16 protein-coding genes and 2 pseudogenes are annotated in these 21,301 nt (G+C 62.3%); 8 read left to right on the top strand and 10 right to left on the bottom strand.

Annotation, left to right across the window (positions count from 1 at the left end):
- Positions 1-189: 189 nt before the first annotated feature.
- The 3 genes from RAE19_RS08815 to RAE19_RS08805 are packed head-to-tail and all read right to left on the bottom strand — an operon-like array spanning position 190 to position 3,598.
- Positions 190-1,098, bottom strand: a complete 909-nt coding sequence (locus RAE19_RS08815; protein ID WP_313874522.1) for a LysR substrate-binding domain-containing protein — start codon at positions 1,096-1,098, stop codon at positions 190-192.
- Positions 1,099-1,106: 8 nt separating this feature from the next.
- Positions 1,107-1,910, bottom strand: a complete 804-nt coding sequence (locus RAE19_RS08810) for a carbon-nitrogen hydrolase family protein (RefSeq protein WP_313874521.1) — start codon at positions 1,908-1,910, stop codon at positions 1,107-1,109.
- Positions 1,911-1,915: 5 nt separating this feature from the next.
- Positions 1,916-3,598: a flavin monoamine oxidase family protein gene (locus RAE19_RS08805; protein WP_313874520.1), complete on the bottom strand. Its 1,683-nt coding sequence runs from the start codon at positions 3,596-3,598 to the stop codon at positions 1,916-1,918.
- 198 nt (positions 3,599-3,796) lie between these two features.
- Here RAE19_RS08805 and RAE19_RS08800 point away from each other — a divergent pair, with 198 nt between their 5' ends.
- Both RAE19_RS08800 and RAE19_RS08795 read left to right on the top strand, forming a co-directional pair.
- Positions 3,797-4,993, top strand: a complete 1,197-nt coding sequence (locus RAE19_RS08800) for an acyl-CoA dehydrogenase (RefSeq protein ID WP_313874519.1) — start codon at positions 3,797-3,799, stop codon at positions 4,991-4,993.
- Between the two features lie 73 nt (positions 4,994-5,066).
- The gene (locus tag RAE19_RS08795) at positions 5,067-6,104 is read left to right on the top strand and encodes a LacI family DNA-binding transcriptional regulator (RefSeq protein WP_313874518.1); all 1,038 of its coding nucleotides are present in this window, start codon (positions 5,067-5,069) and stop codon (positions 6,102-6,104) included.
- Positions 6,105-6,156: 52 nt separating this feature from the next.
- On the opposite strand, the gene RAE19_RS08790 is transcribed toward RAE19_RS08795, so the two are convergent.
- Complete coding sequence (locus RAE19_RS08790) at positions 6,157-7,488, bottom strand: GH1 family beta-glucosidase (protein WP_313874517.1); 1,332 nt, start codon at positions 7,486-7,488, stop codon at positions 6,157-6,159.
- 121 nt (positions 7,489-7,609) lie between these two features.
- Here RAE19_RS08790 and RAE19_RS08785 point away from each other — a divergent pair, with 121 nt between their 5' ends.
- The gene (locus RAE19_RS08785) at positions 7,610-8,902 is read left to right on the top strand and encodes a CaiB/BaiF CoA transferase family protein (RefSeq protein ID WP_313874516.1); all 1,293 of its coding nucleotides are present in this window, start codon (positions 7,610-7,612) and stop codon (positions 8,900-8,902) included.
- A gap of 12 nt (positions 8,903-8,914) precedes the next feature.
- On the opposite strand, the gene RAE19_RS08780 is transcribed toward RAE19_RS08785, so the two are convergent.
- Positions 8,915-10,894 carry an ATP-binding cassette domain-containing protein gene (locus RAE19_RS08780; RefSeq protein WP_313874515.1) on the bottom strand — a complete coding sequence of 660 codons (1,980 nt, stop codon included), beginning with the start codon at positions 10,892-10,894 and terminating at the stop codon, positions 8,915-8,917.
- A gap of 69 nt (positions 10,895-10,963) precedes the next feature.
- Positions 10,964-11,568 (bottom strand): annotated as a pseudogene (locus tag RAE19_RS19430) (GGDEF domain-containing protein).
- Positions 11,569-12,214: 646 nt separating this feature from the next.
- On the opposite strand from RAE19_RS19430, the gene RAE19_RS08770 reads away from it, so the two are divergent.
- Positions 12,215-13,078: a pirin family protein gene (locus RAE19_RS08770; protein WP_313874513.1), complete on the top strand. Its 864-nt coding sequence runs from the start codon at positions 12,215-12,217 to the stop codon at positions 13,076-13,078.
- Here RAE19_RS08770 and RAE19_RS08765 read toward each other — a convergent pair.
- A complete protein-coding gene (locus RAE19_RS08765) occupies positions 13,050-14,084 on the bottom strand; it encodes an LLM class flavin-dependent oxidoreductase (protein WP_313876208.1) in 1,035 nt (344 codons plus the stop codon). The two genes, RAE19_RS08770 and RAE19_RS08765, sit on opposite strands and share 29 nt — an antisense overlap.
- Positions 14,085-14,221: 137 nt before the next feature.
- Here RAE19_RS08765 and RAE19_RS08760 point away from each other — a divergent pair, with 137 nt between their 5' ends.
- The 3 genes and pseudogenes from RAE19_RS08760 (at position 14,222) to RAE19_RS08750 (ending at position 15,534) form a co-directional block, all read left to right on the top strand.
- Positions 14,222-14,704 (top strand): FxDxF family PEP-CTERM protein, encoded by a 483-nt coding sequence (locus tag RAE19_RS08760; protein ID WP_430962570.1) that lies wholly within the window; start codon positions 14,222-14,224, stop codon positions 14,702-14,704.
- Positions 14,705-14,744: 40 nt separating this feature from the next.
- Positions 14,745-15,215 (top strand): annotated as a pseudogene (locus RAE19_RS08755) (FxDxF family PEP-CTERM protein); the annotation flags it as partial.
- Between the two features lie 148 nt (positions 15,216-15,363).
- Positions 15,364-15,534, top strand: a complete 171-nt coding sequence (locus RAE19_RS08750; RefSeq protein WP_313874510.1) for a hypothetical protein — start codon at positions 15,364-15,366, stop codon at positions 15,532-15,534.
- 122 nt (positions 15,535-15,656) lie between these two features.
- On the opposite strand, the gene RAE19_RS08745 is transcribed toward RAE19_RS08750, so the two are convergent.
- On the bottom strand, positions 15,657-17,162 hold the full coding sequence (locus RAE19_RS08745) for a CoA-acylating methylmalonate-semialdehyde dehydrogenase (RefSeq protein ID WP_313874509.1): 1,506 nt from the start codon (positions 17,160-17,162) through the stop codon (positions 15,657-15,659).
- Between the two features lie 87 nt (positions 17,163-17,249).
- Positions 17,250-18,560 (bottom strand): aspartate aminotransferase family protein, encoded by a 1,311-nt coding sequence (locus RAE19_RS08740; protein WP_313876207.1) that lies wholly within the window; start codon positions 18,558-18,560, stop codon positions 17,250-17,252.
- A 174-nt stretch (positions 18,561-18,734) separates the two neighbouring features.
- Here RAE19_RS08740 and RAE19_RS08735 point away from each other — a divergent pair, with 174 nt between their 5' ends.
- Positions 18,735-19,673 carry a LysR family transcriptional regulator gene (locus tag RAE19_RS08735; protein ID WP_313874508.1) on the top strand — a complete coding sequence of 313 codons (939 nt, stop codon included), beginning with the start codon at positions 18,735-18,737 and terminating at the stop codon, positions 19,671-19,673.
- A gap of 300 nt (positions 19,674-19,973) precedes the next feature.
- On the opposite strand, the gene RAE19_RS08730 is transcribed toward RAE19_RS08735, so the two are convergent.
- Positions 19,974-21,299 (bottom strand): D-amino acid dehydrogenase, encoded by a 1,326-nt coding sequence (locus tag RAE19_RS08730; protein WP_313874507.1) that lies wholly within the window; start codon positions 21,297-21,299, stop codon positions 19,974-19,976.
- Positions 21,300-21,301 lie beyond the last annotated feature (2 nt).

The following is a 21,301-nucleotide window of genomic DNA, read 5'->3' as shown; positions in this document are numbered from 1 at the left end:
GCTGTAACTAGGGGTTTGCACCATAAATTCTGCCGTTTGTCGGCCGATTGGGCTGCGCCAGACCTCACGCTGGTGCATGGCGACCCAGTTTGGGGAGCGGTGTCATCGCGCCTCGATGCGCTGGGGCGAACACCGATGTCGGCCGCGGTGCAGACATGCCGGCGGCGCTTGCTTTGCGCTCGTTGTGTCTTAGTGCGCGTCAGTGGTGCACACCGACTGGAGCCATTCGCTGAATAGCTCCACGGCGGGGCCGGCCTCGGTGTTCTCCGGCAGCACCAGGTAGTAATGCCGCTCACCGGGCAGCGGGGCAGGGTGGGCCAGTACGAGTTCGCCCCGGGCCAGCTCGGCTTCGATCAACAAGCGGGGCACCAAAGCCACGCCCATGCCGCAGGCAGCTGCCGACGAGGCCATGGAAAACTGCTCGTACCGGGGCCCGGCAAATGCGTTGGGTGCTTCAATGCCTTGTGCTGAAAACCAGCTTTGCCAACTGTCGGGCCGGGTGCTCTGCTGCAACAGCGGCAGCAACGCCACTTCTGCCGCACTCAAGGCCTTGCGGCTCCGCAGCAAGGCCGGGCTGCACACGGCAACTACCTGTTCTTGCAGGAGCCGGTAGCAGCGCGTGCCTGCCCAATGGCGGATTTGCAATTCGGTGCAAGCGAAGATGGCTGCGTCGAACGACGTGTCGTTAAACAAAAACGGGCGTGTGCGAGTCTCAATGTGCACGACGGTGTTGGCGTGCTTGGCATGAAAGTCGGGCAGGCGCGGCAAGAGCCAACGCGCTGCAAAAGTGGGCACGCTGGCCAACTGCACCGCGCCACCATGGCCGCGGGTGGACATCAGGTCCAAAGTGTCCTGCTCTAGCCCGCGCAGCCACGATGCGACCTGCGTGGCATAGCGCGTGCCCGCAGGGGTCAGCGCGACACCATGCCGCGTGCGGCGGAACAGTGCCATGCCCACCAACTCTTCGAGGGTGGTGATCTGCCGCGAAATAGCGCTTTGGGTGAGCGACAGCTCTTGCGCCGCGCGGGTGAAGCTCTCGTGCCTAGCCGCAGCTTCGAAACACAGCAGGGCTTGGGTGGCAGGTATTTTTCGTCGCATGGGGCGGCCTAAATCGGTGGGTTGCGGCGAGCCGTCAAGTCGTGAACATGCTGAGCGGCTTGGCGAGCGGCAGTGAGTCGCTCCTCGTCCAGAGTGGCGAACACCAGCACTTCGTCGCGACCGGCTTGTGCGAGGGTGGCGCCGTCGGGCCCGGCCACCACACTCAGGCCACCGTACTGCAGTGCGCCCTCGGGACCGGTGAAGTTGGCGTAAGCCACAAACAGCTGGTTCTCATAGGCGCGCACCGGCACCAGCGAGCGGGCCACGAAGTCGTAGTCCGCCATGTTGGCCGTCGGAACCACAATCAGGTCTGCGCCTGCAAGCGCGAGTGCACGGGTGGCTTCGGGAAACTCCACGTCGTAGCAAATCAGCATGCCAACTTTCCAGCCATGGAAGTCGAAGATCCGGGCGCTTTGCGCCTCGGCGGCAAACTGGCTGCGGTCGAGCTCGCCGAACAAATAGGCCTTGCGGTAGTTCAGGCAGCGCCGGCCGGACGCATCGATCCATTGGGCTGCGTTGTACACGCGGCCGTCCGCGCCGCGCTCGGGGTAGCCGTACACCACCGCCAGTTGGTGGCGCTGCGCAATGGCGGCCACAGCATCGGCCCAGGTTGCGTCCGCCACTTGGGCCAGGGTCTGCACGGCCGGCGCACCAATGGCGTAACCTGTGATGAACATCTCCGGGCACACCAGGAGTTGTGCGCTTGCATTGGCGGCCTCGTGGGCTGCAGCCTCCAGCCGCTCCAGATTGCCCGGCACATCCAGCGGAGCGGGGGCAGATTGCCACAGTGCCAATTTCAGAGGTGCGCGCATGGCAGTCATTCGGGAAGCGCAATCGGCCCCAAGGTGTCGAACACATCGCCGGGGCCGGGGTTGGCGGCATGGGTGTGACCGCCCAGATGCTGCACGATGCCCCACACCGCGTTCAGGGACGTCTGTACCGCGCCCTCTACCCATGCGGGCGTCCACGACACGTCATCCCCTGCGATGAAGATGCCGCGTTGCTGTTGCGGCAACCCGTCTTGCTTGAAGTGGGCGTACATGCGCTGGTTGTAGCGGTAGTGCCCGGGCAATGCGCCCTTGAAGGCTCCCAGAAAGTAAGGGTCGGCCTCCCACGACACGCAAATCGGGTCGCCGATGATGTGGCTGGCAATGTCCACCTTGGGGTAGATCTTCTTGAGGGCCTGCAAGGCCAGCTTGACGCGTTTCTCAGGGGTCTGCGGCAGCATTTTGAGGGCGTCGCCCATCCAGGCATAAGACAGACAAATCACGGCCGGTTTGTCCGGCCCGTTATCAAACAGATAGGTGCCGCGGGTCAGCCGGTCGGTGAGGGTCATGCTCATCACATCGCGACCGGTTTCCGGGTCTTTGTCTTTCCAGAATGGCCGGTCCACCATGACAAAGGTCTTGCTGGATTGCATATAGCGTGTGCGGTCCAGCGCCATCCACATCTTGTGCGAGAACAGAGACTCTTCGACCGCAATCTGGGTGGTGAGCAGCCAGCTCTGGCAGGTGGTCAGCACCGCGTTGTAGTGGCGCGTATCGCCCCAGCAGTCAGTCACCGCAAGCCGGCCATCCGCGGCGCGGGCAATAGCGGCTACACCCGCACGGGTTGCACCACTGTGCAGGCTTTGCAAGGTAGTGCCTGCCGGCCAGTGCGCCAGTTGGGTCGGGGCGTGGCGCCACAGGCCGTGAGGCACCTGGTCGGCCCCGCCCACGATGAGGCGCTGGTTGTCATCGCAGTTGGTCAGGACTACTCTCAGGATCTCCAGCATGGAATTCGGAAAGTCCGAGTCCCAACCGCCGGTGCCAAAACCCACCTGACCGAAGATTTCCCGGTGATGGAAGGAAAGCTTGGCAAACGCCTTGGAGTTGGCGATGAAGTCGTAAAACGTACGGTCATCCCAAAGCGGCACCAGTGCATTCCACATGCGCTTGAGCGCCGGCACATCCCGGTTGCGAATCGCGTTTTGCATGTCACTGAAGCGGGCATCGTCCTCCAGTGCCTCGGCCCAAGCGTCCGCCACCTCTTTAAAGATCGGGGGGAGGTCTTGCAGGCTGCGCGCGTAGTGGGTGTTGCCCTCCAGGTCGATGACCGTGCTGCCCGAAGCGGGCGTCAAGGGGTTGGGGAAGTCTCGGGTCTCCAGGCCCAGCAGGTGAACGTAGTGGTAGAACGCGGTGCCCGAGACTGGAAAGCGCATGCCGCCCAGTTCCGCCACTACATCCTGCGTACCTTCAAACACTTGCGAACGCAGCCGGCCGCCCATCTTGGACGCTTCGTAAATCACCGGCTTGAGGCCCAGCTTCATCAGTTCGTAGGCGGCGACCATGCCGGCCATGCCGGCACCGACGATGGCGACTTCTTCACCGAGCCGATGTGCGGGTAGCTGGCCCAGCCCGTCGGGGTGGGCGATCCAGTCGTCAAACGCGAACGGGAAATCCGGGCCAAAGATGGTGACCGGCTTGCGCACCTCGGGTGCTGTTGTCGTGGTGTTGCTCATGGAATTGCTCTCCAAATTGGCGCGCACTATGTCATAGGTATGCATCATGCGCAATACAACTACGCCAAAGCGTCAAAAATCGGGTATTTCTTAATTTAGAAATGAGTTTAATGCATGCCTGTGTGCAAAACGCTTGCTTGCACAGGCCGGGTGCAGGGGCTACGATCCCGCCATTCCTTTCATTTGCCGGAGCACTCCATGAGCCACGCCGCCTTCAATTGGCAAGACCCTTTTTTGCTGGATAGCCAACTCTCTGATGACGAGCGCATGGTGCGCGATGCCGCCGCTGCGTACTGCCAGGACAAGTTGCTGCCCCGCGTGACCCAAGCCTTTCGTGACGGCAGCACCGATCCCGCGATCTTTCGCGAGATGGGTGAGTTGGGCCTCTTGGGCCCCACGATCCCCGAGCAATACGGCGGCCCCGGCCTGAACTACGTGGCCTATGGCCTGATTGCCCGCGAAGTTGAGCGGGTCGACAGCGGCTACCGCAGCATGATGAGCGTGCAGTCCTCGTTGGTGATGGTGCCTATCTTCGAATTCGGCACCGAGGCTCAGCGCCAGAAGTACCTGCCCAAGTTGGCCACTGGCGAGTGGATCGGTTGCTTCGGCCTGACCGAACCCGACCACGGCTCCGACCCCCAGAGCATGGCGACCCGCGCCCAAAAGGTAGCAGGCGGTTACAAGCTCAGCGGCAGCAAGATGTGGATCAGCAACAGCCCGATCGCCGACGTGTTCGTGGTCTGGGCCAAAGAGGTAACTGAGGCCGGAGCCGTCGGCCCCATCCGTGGCTTTGTGCTGGAAAAAGGCATGGCGGGCCTGTCGGCTCCGGCCATCCATGGCAAGGTGGGCCTGCGCGCCAGCATCTCCGGCGAGATCGTGATGGACGGCGTGTTTGTACCCGAAGAAAACGCCTTCCCCGAGATCCGTGGCCTCAAAGGCCCGTTCACTTGCCTGAACAGTGCGCGCTATGGCATTGCCTGGGGGGCTTTGGGTGCGGCTGAAGATTGCTGGACCCGTTCCCGCCAGTACACCCTGGACCGCAAGCAGTTCGGCCGCCCCTTGGCCGCCAACCAGCTCATCCAGAAAAAGCTGGCTGACATGCAAACCGAAATCGCACTCGGCCTGCAAGGCTGCCTGCGCCTGGGTCGCATGAAGGACGAAGGCACGGCGGCGGTGGAAATCACCTCTATCCTCAAACGCAACTCCTGCGGCAAAGCCTTGGACATCGCGCGCATGGCCCGCGACATGATGGGTGGCAACGGCATCAGCGACGAGTTCGGGGTAGCCCGCCACCTGGTGAACCTCGAGGTGGTCAACACCTATGAAGGCACCCACGATATCCACGCCCTGATCTTGGGCCGTGCCCAAACCGGTATTGCGGCGTTCGCCAACTAAGGCGGGTTTTACCCCACAGCCCGGAACGGGGCATCGCATAAACTCCGGCGCACCCCTTCGCGCCCGATATTGCATGCCCCTCACCCCTGATACCGCTACCCCGCTCAGCAACGAACCTGTGACCCTGCTGGAGGTCGCCCGTGTGGCCGGGGTGTCGCCGAGCACGGTATCCCGCATATTGAACGGCACCGCCAAGGTGGCACCCGCCAAGCGCGAAGCCGTCGAGTCGGCGATCGCCCAGCTCAAGTTCCGCCCCAACATCTTTGCGCGCAGCCTGAAGACCGGCATCACCATGACGGTGGGGGTGCTCACCCAGTCGATTGAGAGTCAGTTCTATTCGCGTGCACTCAAAGGTATCGAGGTGGGGCTGGAGGCCAGCGGCCATTCCCCCATCATCGTGAGCGGCCACTGGAATGCCCAGACCGACGTCGCCAGCCTCAAGCTGCTGACCTCGCGCCGGGTGGATGGCGTCATCATCCTGACCAGTGACATTGCCGACTCGGATGTGCTGGACGTGGCCAAACAGCAGCCAGTGGTCATTACCGAGCGGGACCTGGAGGGGCCCAACCTGCGCTCCATCCATGTGGACCAGAAGTTCGGTGGCTATCTGGCCACCCGCCATTTGCTGGCGCTGGGTCACACCCGCATTGCCCATATCGCCGGGGTTGAAAACCGGGCCGATGCGCAAGGCCGCTACCTCGGTTACTTGGAAGCCCACACAGAGGCCCGTGTGGAGCCCGACCCGCGTCTGCTGGTGCGCGGCAACTTCACGGACAAAGGCGGTTACGCGGCAGCGCAGCGCTTGATGGACAGCGGTGTTCCGTTCACCGCCATCTTTTGCGCCAATGACGATACGGCCCTCGGTGCCCGGCTTGCGCTCTACCAGCGGGGTATCCGGGTGCCGGAAGACGTGTCGCTGGTCGGCTTTGACGACATGCCCACCTCCAGCTTCATGACCCCGCCGCTCACCAGCGTGCGCCAGCCGGTGTACGAAGTGGGCCTGTATGCGGCCCGCATGCTGCTCGACATGATGGGCTACCCCGCCGAGGCGGTGCAGTTGCCCCCGCTGGAGCTCATGGTGCGCGAGACCACTCGAAAATGTCAGCCTTGAGGCAGGCCTGAAGAAGCAGACGTAAAAAAAGGCCCCAGGGGCCTTTTTTCATTCAGCGCTTGCGCTGGCTGGCGATCAACGCGCGGTAGCGCAGGGCACTGTCTTTCAGGGTGCGCTGCTGGGTGGCGTAGTCCACATGCACCAGCCCGAAGCGCTTGTCGTAGCCGCAGGCCCACTCAAAGTTGTCCATCAGGCTCCAGTAAAAGAAGCCACGCACATCCACACCCGCGTCCATGGCCTCGTGCAGTGCCTGCAAGTGGGTCTGCATGTAGGCCTGGCGGCCGGGGTCGTTCACACGGCCATCGACCACCTTGTCGGCTTCCGCGAACCCGTTTTCCGTGATGTAAATCGGGGGCAGGGTGTAGTCGCGGTGAATGCCTTGCAGCAGGTCCGAGAGGCCTTGTGCGTAGTTTTCCCAGCCCATGTCGGACACGCCGTCTTGGTTGGGCGCCGGCACCGGTGGTGTGCTGGTGCTGGCCCAGATGCGGGTGTAGTAGTTGATGCCCAGAAAATCCAGGGGCTGGGCAATGATGTCAAAGTCACCGGCTTCGATGTTGTCGGGCTGCGCCAGCTCCGGGCCTTGGGGGTACGCCTTGTTGAAGATCGGGTCCATGTACCAGCGCACAAAGCGGTCGTACTCGCGCTGGGCGCGGGTCTGGTCGGCCGGGCTGTCGGTGGCGGCGGTGGTGGGCGACTGGTTCAGCACAATGCCCAGCGGCGCTTTGACGCCCGCCGCGCGCATGGACTGCAGCGCCAAGCCGTGCGACAGCAGCAGGTTGTGCGAGACGCGCAGCATGGCCGGCACGTCTTTCTTGCCGGGGGCGAACACGCCCTGGTCGTAACCCAGGGTGGCGGTGCACCAGGGTTCGTTGTGGGTGGCAATGCTGGCGACTCGGTCGCCCAACAAGCGGCCCATGCGTTCGGCGTAGTCGGCAAAGCGGTAGGCGGTGTCACGGGCTTCCCAGCCTTGTTGCAGGTCTTGCAGGCCTTGGGGCAGGTCCCAGTGGTAGAGGGTGGCAAAGGGGGCAATGCCGCGCTTTAACAAGCCGTCGACCAAGCGCTCGTAAAAGTCCAGGCCTGCGGTGTTCCAAGCGCCGTAGCCCAAGGGCTGCACCCGGGACCAGGCGATCGAAAACCGGTAGCTGTCCACGCCCAGGCTCTGGATCATGTCGAGGTCGGACTCGAGGCGGTTGTAGTGGTCGCAGGCCACATCGCCGGTGTCACCGTTCACCACTTTGCCGGGCGTCTTGGAAAAAGTGTCCCAGATGGAAGGGCCGCGCCCGTCCTGGGCGGCCGCGCCTTCGATTTGGTAGGAGCTGGTGGCGACACCCCAGCGGAAATCGGAGGGAAAGCGGGGCAGGGGAAATGTCTCGAGAGAGGTCACGGGGCGTCCTTGCATTATTCTCATTTGAAATCGTTTTCAGGTGCGAATTTTACGGGTGAAATCGGACCTGTCAAACCGGCTGCAGAGGCTACTATGGGTTCCTTCACGCACTAGAGCCGGTATGACCCTCCCCAACACCCCCCAAGGCGCACTGTCGCACCTCAAAGTTCTGGACCTCTCCCGCGTATTGGCAGGCCCGTGGTGCACCCAAATGCTGGCAGACCTCGGGGCGGATGTAGTCAAGGTCGAACGCCCGGTCGCCGGTGACGACACCCGCCATTGGGGGCCGCCCTTCATGCCCGATGCAGAGGGCCAGCCCACAGCCGACGCCACCTATTTCACCGCCTGCAACCGCAACAAGCGCTCCATCACCATCGACATGGCCCACCCCGACGGGCAAGCCCTGATCCGGCAGATGGCGCTGCAGAGCGACATCCTGGTAGAGAACTTCAAGGTCGGTGGCCTAGCCCATTACGGGCTGGACTACGCCAGCCTCAAGGCCCTGAACCCGCGCCTGATTTATTGCTCGATCACCGGCTTCGGCCAGACCGGGCCCTATGCCGAACGGGCCGGCTACGACCTGATGATCCAGGCCATGAGCGGCATGATGAGCATCACCGGCCGGGCAGACGGCGAGCCCGGCGGCGGCCCGCAGCGCGCGGGTGTGGCCATCACCGATGTGTTCACCGGCATTTACGCCACCAGCGCCATCCTGGCCGCGATTGAGATGCGCCACCGCACCGGCGAGGGCCAGCACATCGACATGGCCTTGCTGGATGTGGGCATGGCCATTCTGGCCAACCAAGCGGCGGGTTTCATCAACACTGGTGCCGAGCCCCAGCGCATGGGCAATGCCCACCCCAGCCTCGTGCCCTACCAAGACTTTCCCACCGCAGACGGCGCGATGTTGCTCGCCATCGGCAACGACGGGCAATTCGCCCGCTTCTGTGCGGCGGCCGGCCGGCCGGAGTGGGCGCAGGACGCGCGCTTCACCACCAATACCCGCCGTGTCGAACACCGGGCTACGCTGGTGCCGCTGATGAGCGAGACCACCCGCACCCGCACCACTGCCGAGTGGATTGCGCTGCTCGAAGACAAAGCCGTACCCTGCGGCCCGATCAATACCCTGGCCAGCGCGTTTGCAGATCCCCAGGTACAAGCCCGTGGTTTGGTGCAAAAACAGGCAGTAGCCCAAGTAAATAGTGCGAGTGTTGCTACTGAAAGCATAGCAACAAGCGCGACAAAGGGGGCGACAGAAATCCGCACCGTGGCAAGCCCCATGCGCTTGTCCGCCGCACCGGTGCAGTTACGTTATGCGCCGCCTGCGCTGGGCGAGCACACCACCGAGGTGCTGCGTGAACTGGGTCTGGACGCTGCGCGCATCCAGACCCTGCAGCAGCAAGGCATTGTGTAAGGCAGCGGGCCTTTAGGCCGGCTTGCCTAGTTCTTCCCAGCGCTCCAGCGCGGCCATCAGCGCTTCGTCAATCGCGGCATTGCGCTCGCTCAGGGCCAGCGCGCGGGCGTTGTCCTTGGCGAACAGGCTGCCATCGGCCAGCGCATCGGCGATCTCTTTTTGCTCCGCCTCGAGGGCGGCAATCTGGTCGGGCAAAGCATCGAGCTCGCGCTGCTCTTTGAAGCTGAGTTTGCGGGCTTTGGCAGGTGCCGGAGCCGCGGGGGCTGTGGCGCTCACTTTGGCGGTCGCTTGCTCCTGTTTTTGTAGCTGCTCGCGCTCGTAGTTAAAGGGCTTGGCCGTGGTTTTTCCTTGAGCGGCCGCAATGTCGTTGGCGCGCTTGGTCTGGATCAGCCAGTCGCTCACACCGCCTTCGTATTCGCGCCACTTGGCATCGCCCTCATAGGCAATCGTGCTGGTGACCACGTTGTCGAGGAAGGTCCGGTCGTGGCTGACCAAGAATACGGTGCCATCGTAGTTTTGCAGCAGGTCTTCCAGCAGCTCCAGGGTGTCGATGTCCAAGTCGTTGGTCGGCTCGTCCAGCACCAACACGTTGGCGGGGCGGGCAAACAAGCGCGCCAGCAACAAGCGGTTGCGCTCGCCGCCAGACAGGGAGCGCACCGGCGAGGTGGCTCGGGCCGGCGAGAACAAAAAGTCGCCCAAGTAGCTTTTGCGGTGTTTTTTCTGGTTGCCGATCTCAATCCATTCCGAACCGGGGCTGATGAAGTCTTCCAGCGTGGCATCCATGTCCAGCGCATTGCGCATCTGGTCGAAGTAAGCCACGGTCACATTGCTGCCCAAACGCACGGTGCCCCAAGGGCTGTGGCCGGGTTCCGGCTTGGGGGCGTTGGCCGGTGCCGGGTCGGGCTGGTGCTCGCCCAGAATGAGTTTGAGCAGGGTGGTCTTGCCTGCGCCGTTCGGACCCAGCAGGCCGATTTTGTCGCCGCGCAGAATGGTGGCCGTGAAGTCGCGCACGATCTGGCGCTCTTGCTCGGTGCCCAAGCCAAAGGTTTTGCTGACATGCACCATCTCGGAGACGAGCTTGCCGCTCTTGTCGCCGCTGTTGACATCCATGTTCACGCTGCCGACCACATCGCGGCGGGCTTCGCGGGTGGCGCGCAGCTCTTGCAGGCGGTTGATACGGGCGGTGGCGCGGGTGCGGCGGGCTTCCACGCCTTTGCGGATCCACACCTCTTCCTGGGCCAGCAGCTTGTCGGCTTTGGCGTTGATGATGGCTTCTTGTGCCAGCTGCTCTTCTTTTTGCAGCAGGTAGGCGGCAAAGTTGCCGGGGTAGCTCATCAATTTGCCGCGATCGAGTTCCACAATGCGGGTCGCCACGTTGTCGAGGAACGACCGGTCGTGGGTGATAGTGATGATGGAGCCCTTGAATTCCTTGAGGAGGCCTTCGAGCCACTCAATCGAGTCCAAGTCCAAGTGGTTGGTGGGTTCGTCGAGCAGCAGCACATCGGGCTGCGCCACCAGTGCCTGGGCCAGTGCGACACGCTTCTTGGTGCCGCCCGACAGGGTGCTCACCACCGCTTCGGGGTTCAGGTGCAGGCGTTGCAGGGTTTCGTTGACCCGTTGTTCCCAGTTCCAGCCGTCCAGCGTTTCGATTTCGCTTTGCATCGCGTCGAGGTCGCCCTCGCCTGCGCAATACTGCTCGATCAGGCCGATGACGCGCTCAAGACCTGCGCGAACCGCTATAAAAATAGTAGCATCTGCGTCGAGCACCGGCTCCTGCGCCACATAGGCAATGCGGGTGCTGCCCTGGACTTGCAGGGTGCCGTCATCGGGCCGCTCCATGCCGCCGAGGATTTTGAGCATCGACGATTTGCCGGCGCCGTTGCGGCCGATGAGGCCGACACGCTCCTGCGTTTCGAGGGAGAAATCAGCGTGGTCGAGGAGAGGGACGTGCCCGAATGCCAGCTGGGCGTCAAGAAGAGTAATAAGTGCCATGTGGCCCAGATTATCCCTGCACCGGCAAAAGCCCCGCCGGGGCTGGCGCCACCGCGCGAGGCGGTGGCCTCAAATCACCCGGTTGCGCCCGCGCTGTTTGGCCAGGTAAAGGGCTTTGTCTGCCTCGTTATAGAGGTGGTCAAAACTCCGGCCTTCCACCGCGGTGGTGCTGGACAGGCCAAAGCTGGCGGTGATGTGCAGTGTCTCGCCCTTCCACTGGAGGGGGCTGGCCTCGAGCCGCTGGCGGATTTTTTCGGCAATCCGCCGGCCCGCGTCTGCATGGGTGTGGGGCAACAACACGATGAACTCCTCCCCCCGAGCCGCCCGACCAGGTCGGTGCTGCGCACCGATTGCACACTGGTTTGGGCGACGTGGCGCAGCATGGCGTCTCCCGCAGGGTGGCCCCAGGTGTCATTGATGCGTTTGAAGTGGTCGAGGTCGAACAGCAAAATCGTGGTGGCGCTGCCTTGCCGGAGGGCGCGCTTGAGTTCGGTGCTGCTGAGTTCAACAAAGGTGTTGCGGTTGAAGAGGCCGGTGAGCCCATCCTGGCGGGTCAGGCGCTCGAGCTCACGTTGCTTGGTCTGCAGCTCGGCGTTCACCCGGGCCACCTGGGCTTTTTGCAGGGCGATGGTGGTGAAATTTCTCCACAGCAACACCGACAGGGCCCAACCCATCAGGGATGCGGTCAGGCCGTTGAGCCGGTTCGAGAGCAATACCCGCGACTCGTCTTGGAAATGGCCCAGTGCGATGAAAAACCCGATATAGGCCAGCACAAAGACGATGAGAGCTGCAGCCGGCCGCAAGTAAAGCCCCACACTGACGCACAGGCAGGCAATCAGGAACGGTGTCACGCTGGGGGTGATCCACTGATCCGCACACGCGATGGCAACGGCAAATCCCAGCAAGACCAGCGCGACCGGCGGGGCCATCCAGCGGGCCAGTGACCGGCGGTAGCGCAAGCCCTTGTGGTGGGCCATCCAGGTCAGTGCCGCCATCGTCAGCCCCATCGCGACATGCAGGCCGCAGAGCACCCATTCCCAGGGCGGTACCCCGGCCGTTGAGCCCTTTTGCAGGGCCAGAAGCAGGAAAACCAGTGCATGAAAACCGTTGATCGCGATGATCAAGGGGCCCAGCCAGCGGATGCGCTCCAGGTTCGCGGCACCTGCTTCATCCACCACCAGCGCATGTTCAGCCTGCCAGCGCTGTGCAATCAAACGGAAATCACGGAGTAGGGTGCTATTCATAAGGCGTAAACACTGTAGCAGAGCCCAGTTGGTAGGATGGGTCTCTTATTTCACGCAATCCGGCAAGGAGCGAGCTTTGACCTACATCACCCCACGCGCGCACGACCTCGGGGGCGGCTTTACGGTGCGTCGGGTGCTGCCCTCAGTGCAGCGCCAGGCCATCGGCCCCTTTGTCTTTTTTGACCATTTCGGTCCGGTCACCGCCCAGCCGGGCGACAACCACGATGTGCGGCCCCACCCGCATATTGGCTTGGCCACAGTGACCTATTTGTTCGAGGGCGCCATGATGCACCGCGACTCGACCGGTGTGGTGCAGCGTATCGAGCCGGGCGCCATCAATTGGATGACGGCCGGCAGGGGCATCGTGCATTCCGAGCGCACGCCAGACGATCTGCGCGCCGTAGAGCGGCACAGCCATGGCTTTCAGCTCTGGTCCGCGTTACCGGCAGAACATGAAGAGGACGCGCCTTCCTTTGTCCACACCCCAGCTAGCGAGATTCCGGTAGTGCAGCTGCCCGGGGTGACGGTGCGGGTGTTGGTGGGGAGTGCATTCGGTGCCAGCTCGCCGGTGAAAACCTTGTCCCCGACCTTGTATCTGGCGCTGGAGCTAGAAGCTGGTGCCGCTGTGACTCTGCCAGCGGCAGCGGTCGAGCGGGGTATTTACAGCGTGGATGCCGCAGTCTCTGTGGCCGGCACACCACTCCCCAGTGGCCAAATGCAGGTCTTGACGGAGGGCGAGGAGCCGGTGGTTCGCGCAGACGCGGCCACGCGCTTGATGGTGCTGGGTGGCGCGCCCCTAGGCTACCGCTTCATGGTGTGGAACTTTGTGTCCAGCCGTAAAGAGCGCATCGTGCAAGCCCAGGCCGACTGGGAGGCGCAGCGCTTTCCCATGGTGCCCGGCGAGACTGAATTTATACCGTTGCCAGCACGTCGCCCTTGACCGTGGCCTGCGCTTGGGCAATGGCCTGCGCGGCAATATCCAAAGAGCGCAGGCGAAGGGCAGGGTCGTAGATGTCGCAGACCAGCATCAGCTCATCGGCGCCGGTGGCGGTCGCCATAGCGTGCAGGCCTTCGCGCACGGTCTCGGGCCCGCCGATCACGGCCTCGCCCAAGAAGTCTTGAATCGCAGCCCGCGCGTCGGGCGGGCATTGCTGCATAAAGCCGGGCACTGGAGGCGGCAGCGATTTGCGCTGGCCGGTCAGAATGCCCAGCACCCGTTGGTAAATGCTGCTGGCCAGCCATTCGGCCGCTTCGTCGGTTTCTGCGGCGACCAAGGGCACACCCACCATCACATACGGTTTGGCCAGTGTGGCCGAGGGCCTGAACAAATTGCGGTACATCGCCACCGCTTGGTGCAGGTAGCGGGGCGCAAAGTGCGAGGCGAAGGCGTAGGGCAGGCCCATGTGGGCTGCGAGTTGCGCGGAGTACAGGCTGGAGCCGAGTAGCCAGATGGGCACCTGGGTGCCAGCCCCCGGCATGGCCACCAGTTTTTGGTCGGCTTGCATCGGGCCCAGAAGGGTTTGCAGCTCGGCGACGTCCCTCGGGAAGTCGTCTTCGTGTTCTACCTTGTTGCGGCGCAGGGCCCGCATCGTGGCCTGGTCGGTGCCGGGAGCGCGGCCCAGCCCGAGGTCAATGCGGTTGGGATAGAGCTCTGCCAAGGTGCCAAAGGCTTCGGCCACGACCAGCGGCGCATGGTTAGGCAGCATGATGCCGCCAGAGCCTACCCGGATACGTTGGGTACCACCGGCAATATGCCCCACCAGTACGGCGGTGGCCGAACTGGCAATACCCGGCATGTTGTGGTGTTCGGCTAACCAGTAGCGCTCAAAGCCCAAGGCCTCCGCATGCTGTGCGGTTTTCAAGGCGAGTTGCAAGGCTTGCGCGACGGTTCCGCCTTCACGGACGGCCACCAGATCGAGCATGGAGAGGCGAGGGCTTGGGGACATGTGCATGTAAGGATTGTGGCGAAAGCCGTAAAGCCATGTTGCCGATAGTCCGATCGCACTATTGCTGCAGTGCCGCAAAAAACCGACACTTCGCTCATTCTGAAATTTGATGGGAGAAGTCTGTGTACAAATCTTTGATGAAAAAAGCCGCGATTGCGCTGACCTTGGTTTCTGCCGCCGCAGTTCAGGCCGCAACTTTCAACATCGGTGCTTTGGGTAACACCTACACAAACACGGTTGATGTGCAAGGTACCTTTGACGATACGTACACCTTCAGTTTGCCGGGCTCCTTCTCAGGAGTAACCGGTGGCTACATCGGATTTGATTTTGATGGGTCTGGTCTGAATACGTTTTTGACCGTAGGCCAAGGCACCCCTGGTGCTGGCCTGATGGTTTCTTTGCCTATTAACTCGACCCTCGGTGGCGTAGACGTAGCTTCTTACCAATCTACTTTCAGTCTCACATCCGGCGGCTCCTATTGGTTCAAACTGTCTGGTAGTGGTGATTTGGCCTCGTACACGGTGACTTTGGCGCCGGTTCCGGAGCCAGAAACTTACGCACTTCTCCTGGCCGGTCTGGGCTTGATGGGTGCAGTGGCTCGCCGTCGCCAATCCAAATAATCAAGGGGTCAGTATGAAAAAAACCATCCAAACCATCGCCGCCGCAGCGTTATTGGCAACAGCAGCCAGCAGCCATGCTGCCGGAGCCAGTGCGACTTTTGAAGAGGCCATCAACGGCGCATTCACTGAGTCCTTTGTCGTGACTCCCTCGGTGACTAACAAGCTCATCTTGCGCGTAACCGGCCTTGCATCCCAGTTCTCTGCGCTGTCAGCGTCTTTGTGGTCTGGGGCTACCCAGATCGGCACTTTCAGTTCCAATAGCGTCAACGGGAACCGTCTCGTTGTAATAAGCGACGGTGCCAATGGCGCATTCAGTTTGTCAGCGGGTCAAGCCTATACCCTCAAAGTGACCGGTATCAGCTCTGCATTGCCCAACACTGCAATCGGTACGGTGGCTGCCACCTACGGAACCGTGAGCGCTGTGCCTGAGCCAGAAACCTTTGCTTTGTTGCTTGCCGGTTTGGGTCTGGTGGGCGTTGCTGCCAAGCGCGGCCGTCAAAAGTCTGCTTAAACCAAGCGCCTCTGCTTCCGGAAGGCCTGCCTTGTGCAGGCCTTTTTGTTGGGGGTGTCGGAGCGGATGTGATGGGTCCGAATGGACTATTGCTGCAATGCAGCATAGGGTTAATACTGACCTCGGCACACATCCTTTCGGAGGCCTTATGAAGATCAAATTACTGCTGTTACTCGCAGTGGCTGCGCTACCCGCTTGGGCAGTTCAGACTGCCGGCCCCGACGCGATGCAGCTGGTGGCTCCTGACGCCAGTTCCGGCGGTTTGGTATTGGCCGGTTTGGGATTGATGGCGACGATTGCGCGACGTCGTTTCAGGTAAGGACGCTTGCCGCGGGTCTGCACGGCTCCACCTAAAAAAGGCTTGTCGAACGACAAGCCTTTTTGCTTTTTGGCGGGTCCGTGGAGCGTGCAAACCGGGCGGTGGCCGGGCCCACGCCAGACTCAGCGGCTGCTCGGGAAGTTGAAAACCGCACCCTCACGCACACCGGCACTCGGCCAGCGCTGGGTGATGGTCTTACGCTTGGTATAGAAACGCACCGCATCAGGGCCGTAGGCGTGCAGGTCGCCGAACAGGCTGCGTTTCCAGCCGCCGAACGAGTGGTACGCCACGGGGACCGGCAGCGGCACGTTCACACCCACCATGCCGACGAGAATGTTGTCGGTGAAGTAGCGGGCGGCTTCGCCGTCGCGGGTAAAGATGCAGGTGCCGTTGCCGTACTCGTGGGCATCGATCATGTCCATGGCCTCTTGCAAGGTTTTGACGCGCACCACGCCCAGCACCGGGCCAAAGATTTCTTCCTGGTAAATCACCATGCCCGGCTTGACGTTGTCAAAAAGGCAAGGGCCGAGGTAGTAGCCGTCTTCATGGCCGGCGACTTTCAGGCCGCGGCCGTCCACCACCAGTGTGGCGCCTTCTTTCACGCCCTGGTCCACATAGCCCTTCACCTTTTCGAAGTGTGGCTTGGTGACGAGCGGGCCCATGTCCATGCCGGGGGCTGTGCCGGGGCCGACCTTCATCTTGGCGATTTCGGTCTTCAGGCCTTCAATTACCGCGTCCGCGGTGGCGTCACCCACCGCCACCACCAGCGGGATGGCCATGCAGCGCTCGCCGCAGGAGCCATAGGCTGCGCCCATGAGCGCGCTGACGGCGTTGGCGACGTCGGCATCGGGCATGACCACCGCGTGGTTCTTGGCGCCGCCCAGGGCTTGCACGCGCTTGCCGTGTTTGCAGCCTTCAGCGTAGATGTATTCAGCAATCGGGGTGGATCCGACAAAGCTCACGGCCTTGACCCGTGGGTCGGTGAGCAGCGTGTCCACGGCTTCTTTGTCACCGTTGACCACGTTCAGCACGCCGGGTGGCAGGCCGGCTTCGAGTGCCAACTCGGCCACACGCAGGGTGGAGCTCGGGTCGCGCTCGGAGGGTTTCAGGATAAAGGTGTTGCCGCAGGCCACGGCCATGGGCCACATCCACAAAGGCACCATGGCCGGGAAGTTAAAGGGCGTGATGCCAGCAGTGACGCCCAGCGCTTGGAACTCAGACCAGCTGTCGATGGCGGGCCCCACGTTTTTGCTGTGCTCGCCTTTGAGCAGCTCGGGCGCGTAGCTCGCGTACTCCACGTTTTCAATGCCGCGTTGCAGCTCGCCCAGCGCGTCGGAGAGCACCTTGCCGTGTTCGGCGGTGATCAGGGCGCAGAGTTCTTCAGCGTGCTTTTCCAGCAAGACTTTGAGGTTGCTCATCACGCGGGCACGCTTGAGCGGCGGCGTGTTGCGCCAGGCGGGGAATGCGGCTTGCGCATTGGCAATGGCTTCTTCTACCGTGGCTTTGGGGGCCAGCAGCACGCTCTTCTCGGCTTTACCGGTGGCGGGGTTGAAGACGTCTTGCGCGCGATCGCCAGTGGTGATGATCTTGCCGCCGATGAGGTGGCCGACTGTGGGGAGTTGAGACATAGAGGGATTGAAGAGTCAAAAGGGCTGCGAGGGCACAGATAACATGCGCAAGCAGCTATAAAAAGAATAGCAAGCGGGTGGTTTACTTCAGGCGGTTGCGTTGATGGCTTCGCCCAAGGCGTTGACCAGGCTGTCGATTTCGGCCTCGGTGGTGATGAAGGGCGGCGCCAGCGCAATGCAGTCACCGGCATAGCGCACGTAGAAGCCCTTGTCCAGGCAGCGCATGGCCACTTCGTAGGGGCGCTTGGCGGGCTCGCCGGGCACGGCGGCCAGGGTAAAGCCGGCCGACAGACCGAGGTTGCGGATGTCCGTGATGTGTTTGGCGCCGCGCAGGCTGTGCACCGCTTTCTCGAAGTAAGGCGCCAGAGCCGCCACGCGCTCCACCATGTTTTCCTTGACCAGAATGTCCAGCGCCGCAATGCCGGCGGCGCAGGCCACGGGGTGCGCGGAGTAGGTGTAGCCGTGTGGGAATTCGAGCATGTAGTCGGGGCCTCCGGCTGCCATGAAGGTGTCGTAAATCTCTTTCTTGGCTACCACCACGCCCAAGGGCTGCGCGCCGTTGGTGATTTGCTTGGCGGCGTTCAGGATGTCCGGCACCACGCCGAAATAGCCCGCACCTGTGTAAGCGCCCAGTCGGCCGAAACCAGTAATGACTTCATCAAAAATCAGCAGGATGTTGTTCTGGGTGCAGATCTCACGCAGGCGCTGCAGATAGCCCACCGGCGGCACCACCACACCAGCCGAGCCGGACATGGGTTCCACAATCACCGCGGCAATGTTGGACGCATCGTGCAGGGCAATCAGGCGCAACAGTTCGTCCGCCATGTCGCCACCTTTTTCAGGCAGGCCGTGGCTGAAGGCGTTGGACGCCAGTTGGGTGTGGGCCAGGTGGTCGGCTTCAATGCCTTGGCCGAAGGTCTTGCGATTGGCCGGCAGGCCGCCGACCGAAATGCCGCCGAAGTTCACTCCGTGGTAACCCTTCTCGCGGCCGATCAGGCGGGTTTTGGTGCCCATGCCCTTGGCGCGCCAGTAAGCGCGGGCCATTTTGAGCGCGGTGTCAGCCGACTCGGAGCCGGAGCCGGTGTAGAACACGTGGTCCAGGCCTTGGGGCATGAGCTCGACAATCTTGTTGGACAACTCAAACGACAAGGGGTGACCGAACTGGAATGCGGGCGAGAAATCCAAGGTGCCGATCTGCTTGCTCACCGCCTCGGTAATCTCGCGGCGGCCGTGGCCCAGGCCCGCGCACCAGAGGCCGGAGAGGCCGTCAAAAATCTTCTTGCCGTTGGAGTCGGTGAAGTAAGCGCCTTGGGCACTCACCATCATGCGCGGGTTGGATTTGAAGTCGCGGTTGCCGGTAAAGGCCATCCAGTGCGATTCCATCCACTCGCGGGACATGGGGAAGGTGGAGGTGCTGGTGACAGCCTCGCCAGTGGCGGTGCTGCTGGTGTCATTGAGCTTCATGGGAACTCCAGAGGGTGGGGTGGGTAGGCCTTAAAGGGGCGATGGTGCATTGTGGGCGGCTCTGTTACTCTTATAAAGTCACAAATAGCACTATTTACTTCGCAAAAGATGAAAGTAAATTCGGCAACAAAAGCCAAAGCCGTTCTCGGCCAGATCAGCGATATGGATTTGCGCTTGCTGCGCGTCTTCAAGGCGGTGGTCGATTGCGGGGGCATGGCCGCGGCCGAGCTGGAGCTCAACATCGGTACGTCCACGGTGAGCCGTCACATCAAGGACCTGGAAACCCGCCTCGGCCTGACCCTGTGCAGGCGTGGCCGGGCCGGCTTTGCACTCACTGCTGAGGGCGAAAAAATCTATGCCCAGACCACCCAGTTGCTGGCTGCGACTGACGCATTCCGCAGCAGCGTGGACGAAATCCATCAGCGCATGGGCGGGCAATTGCAGGTGGCCGTATTCGATAAAACCGCCAGCAACCCTGCCAGCCACATTGCCGAAGCCATCGCTCACTTTCATGCTGAAGCCCCCGATGTGGGGTTGAACCTGCATGTGGCCACTCTCACCGCCATCGAGCGCGGGGTGCTGGACGGGCAGTTCCATGTGGGCATCATCCCCGGCCACCGCGCGTCGGATGTGTTGGACTACACCCCCTTGTTTGACGAGCACATGCTGCTCTACTGCGGCACTCGCCATGCGTTGTGGAACGCGGATCAGAGGGCCCTGAACTGGGAGACTTTGCCTAAATACGAGTTTGCTGGGCTGGGCTACCACTCGCCCAACATGGAGCTGAGTCAGCGCATGCGCCTGCCGCGCCGTGCCACGGGGTTTGACCAAGAGTCGATTGCCACGCTGATTCTGTCCGGCCAGTTTCTGGGATTTCTGCCCGATCACTATGCCGAGAGTTTTGTACGCCGGGGTCTGATGCAAGCGGTGCGGCCTGATTTGTTGAGCTATGCCTGCCAGTTTTTTGCCATCACGCGCAAGTCACCGCAGCCGAGCCGGGCGACGTTGGCGTTTCAGTCGTGTTTAGTGCGGGCGCACGGAGGGTGACGGCGACTGTGGTGTTCGCCGGCGTGGAGCGGGGGTGTGCGCTTGAGCTCGTGTCCCCCGGCCGCGCTGCGGCCTCCTCCTTGACCTCGCTTCAGCGTACACCCCCGCCCCACGCTAGAGGGTTTGCATTCGTCTGAGTAGGTACACCACATCCGCTCAGGAGCTGGCGGGGTAGGCGCTCTGCGCAGGTCAAGGAGGAGGCCGCAAAGCGGCCGGGGGACACGGAGCAGAACGCCTACCCCGCCAGCTCCTCGCCAACACGGCCGGTAAACCACTGACCGAAAAACGGCGAGGTAAGACCTAAGCCCCGTAAAACTTGAAGTTCATCTCGGGCTTCTTCCCGTGGATCAGCTCCGCAATCGCCTTGCCAGACCCCGCACCATGCGTCCAACCCAGGGTGCCGTGGCCGGCATTCACCCACACGCCCCGCACCGGGCTTTGGCCGATGTAAGGAATGTTGGTGGGGGTAGCGGGGCGCAGGCCGGTCCAGTAGTTGGGCTGGCCGCCTTGTTCTTCGGTCCGGGTGTCGCACACGCCGGGCAACACCTCTTCAATACGGCGGGACAGCATGTGGCAGCGGGCCTTAGCCACAGGTGAATCCAGCGTCAGGTCAAAGCCGCCGACCTCGATGGTGCCAGCCACACGCAGTTCGTCGCCCAAGCGGCTGATGGCCACTTTCTTGGCGTCGTCAATCGTGGAGACCAGCGGCGCCAGCTCGGGCTTCAAGATTTTGAAGGTGGCGCTGTAGCCCTTGCCGGGGTAGATCGGCAGGTTCACACCCACGGTGCGCAACAGCGGAGCGGTGTAGGAGCCGGTGGCGACCACGACATGGTCAGCCTTCAGCACCTTGAACGATCCAGGCACATTTTGGCCCTTGGCGCCCGAAGACAGTGCGCGGACAGCTACTGATTTGATAGCGCCACCGTCGGTATTGAGCTGCTCTACGCTGTACTCATACAAGAACTCCGCACCACGGGCAGCGCACAGCTTGGCCAGCTCCTGGGTGAACACCTTGCAGTCGCCGGACTCGTCGCTGGGGGTGATGGTGCCACCCACGATCTGGTGTGCGAACTGGCGGTAGGCCGGCTCGATCTTCAAAAACTCTTCTTTGCTGATGACCTGGCGGTTCACGCCGTACTTACGCATCAGCGCAGCGGCGTCGCCCGCCGTGTCAAACGACTTCTGGTCACAGTAATAGTGCGCAATGCCGCGCTCCAGGCGGTTGTACTGAATGCCGGTGCTGGCAACCACATCTTTCAAGGCGGCGTGGCTGTAGGCGCCCAAAGCGACGAGCTGCTGCACATTGCGCTCAAAAGCCGCGTCGTTACAGTTCGCCAGGAACTGCAGGCCCCAGGTGTACTGGTGCAGGCCGGAGCCGAAAGGGTTCTGGGGGCGGAACAGGAGCGGAGCTTCTTTGCTAAGCATCCACTTCAAGGCCTTGAGTGGCGCCTCTTTGTTGGCCCAGGGTTCGCAGTAGCTCACCGAGATTTGCGCGCCGTTGGCGAAACTGGTTTCCAGGGCGGCATCGGCTTGACGCTCGACCACCGTGACTTCGTGGCCGAGTTCCAACAAATGCCACGCTGTGCAAATGCCGATGGTGCCTGCGCCGAGAACAATAATTTTCATCC

Origin of the sequence: Rhodoferax potami, assembly GCF_032193805.1 — a bacterium.
Lineage (GTDB): Bacteria > Pseudomonadota > Gammaproteobacteria > Burkholderiales > Burkholderiaceae_C > Allorhodoferax > Allorhodoferax potami_A.
This window is presented reverse-complemented; position numbering and strand designations above follow the sequence as displayed.